Here is a 3,076-nt window from a genome sequence, read left to right as displayed (position 1 = left end):
CGCTTTGGTTGAGAGATGAGGTTTTTTGGTTACTTTTTTGCCGGAACAAAAAAGTATCAAAGGTGCCTTTTGCTACTTTTCTTGTTAAAAAGAAAAGTAGTTGTGAAGTATTAGTTAGGAAGTTTCGGACCGGCGGCAGAATAGTCGAAATCGCTATTGCTATCGGTATATTTTTGGAAGTTTTTGATGAAAAGAGCCGCTAAATTATCACGCTGAACGAGATACGCATCGCGATCCGCCCACGCATTACGAGGATTGAGGATCATCGGATCAATATCACCGAGTGTTTTAGGGATATGGAAACCAAATGTATTGGTGATGTCAAATTCACTGTTTTGGATAGAACCGTCTAAGATTGCATTGATACATGCACGGGTATCTTTGATACTCATACGCTTACCGACACCGTATCCGCCGCCCGTCCATCCGGTATTGACGAGATAAACGTTTACGCCGTATCGATCGATTTTTTCACCGAGAAGTTTTGCATAAACAGTCGGATGTAATGGAAGGAACGCTTCACCGAAGCATGAACTGAATGTCGCTACCGGTTCGGTAATTCCCCGCTCTGTTCCCGCTACTTTTGCGGTGTATCCGCTAAGGAAGTAGTACATCGCCTGCTCTTTGGTGAGTTTACTTACCGGAGGCAATACACCGAACGCATCAGCAGAGAGGAAAATAATATTTTTCGGATGCGGTGCCATCAAAGAAGGCTGATGGTTATCAATGTGTTCGATAGGATAAGAGACGCGGGTATTTTCCGTTTTGGATCCGTCAGTGTAATCGACAACTCCGTCTTCATCGTAGACAACGTTTTCCAAAAGTGCATTGCGGCGGATTGCATTATGAATTTCAGGTTCGCTTGATGGGTCAAGGTTGATCACTTTTGCGTAGCATCCACCTTCGAAGTTAAATACTCCCTCATCGTCCCAACCGTGTTCATCATCTCCGATGAGGGCACGTTTCGGATCGGTAGAGAGGGTCGTTTTACCCGTACCGCTGAGTCCGAAGAAGAGACAGGTATCACCCTCTTTTCCGACGTTGGCAGAACAGTGCATAGAGAGCTTCCCTTCGAGAGGAAGCCAGTAGTTCATCATTGAAAAAATCCCTTTTTTCATCTCTCCGCCGTACCATGTACCGCCGATAATACAAAGGTTGTCTTCAATACTGAAAAGGATAAACACCTCAGAGTTCAGACCGTGACTTTTCCATTGTTCATTTACTGCTTTACATGCATTGAGTACGGTAAATGAAGGGGTAAAGGTTTCGAGTTCCGCAGCAGTTGGACGGATAAACATATTTTTGACAAAATGAGACTGCCATGCGATTTCAGATACGAAACGGACCGAGCGTTTGCTGCTTGGGCTTGAGCCGCAATAAACGTCGGTAATATAAAGATCTTTTCCAGAGAGTTGTTCACGAGCAACAACAAGGAGTTCATCAAAAACCGCTTTGTCGATTTTTTTGTTGACATCACCCCATGCGATGTATTTGTTGGATGGATCAGCATCAACAAAATATTTATCTTTAGGGCTGCGGCCGGTGAAAATACCGGTATCGACCATAGTTGCGCCACTGCTTGCAAGCTTGCACTCACCGTTGTCGAGTTCATGTTGGATCAGCTCATCGAAGCTGAGGTTATGGAAAATCTTTCCACTGTTCTTTATGCCTAACGTCTCAATCTCTGCAGAAATCATGGGTTCTTTACCTTTTAGGGCTCATCGCCATACTGTATAGCGATGAAGATTTGAAGCTTTCACTCCATTTATGGTGCGAATTATACGCCTCCAATTTATAAACGAGAATTAAAGCGAAGGATTATTTGAACTGAGGTGCTAATTCCGTCAATATTTTTGGAGCCAGCGCTTCGGTTCCGTTATATTTTTGGAGTTTTACCCCTACGTTACTCATGCTTTTGGCGGTATTTTTACACGCCATTTTGACCACGAGATAATCACAATCCTCGATTGCCGAAGCCATAGTGTCGTGCGCTTGGATATGTTCAATATCCCCTTCGTCGTGATCACACGTGTGGTGCTCGTCATGATCATGATGATCGTCTCCGGCAACTTTTGGATTGGCACGCAGCCCTTCCAACGTAAAACTTTTAAACATTCCGCCACTGAGATTGAAAACGGCAAAATAAGGGGTATGCCCTGCGTTGCCTGCCATTTTTAAGCTTTCATCAACTACCGGTACCGCGATTTTCATAGAATTATCCTCGTATATCTTTGGGAAAATTATGCCATATTCTCCTTAAATAGGGAGGAAAAACACAATTTTGTCGATTTTTGTTTTATTTAATAAAACTATAAGATATTCGGCTTCATAATGGCAGTAGGGTTACGAGTGTAATCACTATTTTAAACTTCAAAGGAGTAAACCATGAAACGTTCAGGTTTTACTATGATCGAGTTGATCTTCGTGATCGTTATTTTGGGTATTTTGGCAGCGGTAGCGATTCCAAAATTGGCAGCAACACGTGATGATGCAAAAGTTGCAGCACTCAAGTCTGACTTAAGCACTGTTATTAGTGATTTGGGCGCTTACTATACTTCTCAAGGTGTTGATAAATGGAAAACTGCAAAAATTACAGATGCAACCAATGCAAAATTGTATACCGATCAAACAGGAAAAACTCAGGTAGGTACTGCTGATGGCTTAGCAGGAAAAACTTTTTATATGGTGGCAAACCCTGGTGCAGCAACTGCAAGTGATTGTTTTAAAATTACAACAACAACAGATGGAAATATGACTATAGCAAATGGTTCAGATACAACATCGACTACATGTAAGACTGCACAAGCTGCGTCGAAATCTTTAGTTAAAACTCATTCATTTGGTAGCACAAGCGTTGTTCAATAAATTGTATTTCTTCCCCGGCTAAGGCTTGGGGATGAAATATATCTCGTTCCCACTCTCCTGAGTGGGAATGTATATGATTGGTTTGATTTGTGTGATTGTTTTCAATCGTAAAACTCAGGACAATTAGGATTAATGATGAAACGTTTTGCTTTTACTATGATAGAACTTGTGTTTGTCATTGTTGTTATAGGAATTTTATCGGCTATAGCCA

4 protein-coding genes are annotated in these 3,076 nt (G+C 42.0%); 2 read left to right on the top strand and 2 right to left on the bottom strand.

The window, feature by feature from the left end; genetic code table 11:
* Positions 1 to 110 precede the first annotated feature (110 nt).
* Positions 111 to 1,697: a phosphoenolpyruvate carboxykinase (ATP) gene (pckA, locus tag JHC35_RS08670; RefSeq protein ID WP_295044292.1), complete on the bottom strand. Its 1,587-nt coding sequence runs from the start codon at positions 1,695 to 1,697 to the stop codon at positions 111 to 113.
* Between the two features lie 121 nt (positions 1,698 to 1,818).
* Positions 1,819 to 2,211, bottom strand: coding sequence for a hypothetical protein (locus tag JHC35_RS08665; protein WP_295044290.1), 393 nt, complete (start codon positions 2,209 to 2,211; stop codon positions 1,819 to 1,821).
* A 174-nt stretch (positions 2,212 to 2,385) separates the two neighbouring features.
* Between JHC35_RS08665 and JHC35_RS08660 the strand changes: the two genes are divergently transcribed.
* On the top strand, positions 2,386 to 2,865 hold the full coding sequence (locus JHC35_RS08660; RefSeq protein ID WP_295044287.1) for a prepilin-type N-terminal cleavage/methylation domain-containing protein: 480 nt from the start codon (positions 2,386 to 2,388) through the stop codon (positions 2,863 to 2,865).
* 132 nt (positions 2,866 to 2,997) lie between these two features.
* The coding region (locus JHC35_RS08655) for a prepilin-type N-terminal cleavage/methylation domain-containing protein (RefSeq protein ID WP_365996497.1) at positions 2,998 to 3,076 on the top strand (79 nt) is incomplete at its 3' end.

The organism is Sulfuricurvum sp. (genome assembly GCF_022759005.1).
Lineage (GTDB): Bacteria > Campylobacterota > Campylobacteria > Campylobacterales > Sulfurimonadaceae > Sulfuricurvum.
This window is presented reverse-complemented; position numbering and strand designations above follow the sequence as displayed.

Coding starts and splice junctions, on each gene's coding strand:
- JHC35_RS08660 (WP_295044287.1), top strand. CDS start 2,386: ATGAAACGTTCAGGTTTTACTATGATCGAGTTGATCTTCGTGATCGTT.
- JHC35_RS08665 (WP_295044290.1), bottom strand. CDS start 2,211: ATGAAAATCGCGGTACCGGTAGTTGATGAAAGCTTAAAAATGGCAGGC.
- pckA (WP_295044292.1), bottom strand. CDS start 1,697: ATGATTTCTGCAGAGATTGAGACGTTAGGCATAAAGAACAGTGGAAAG.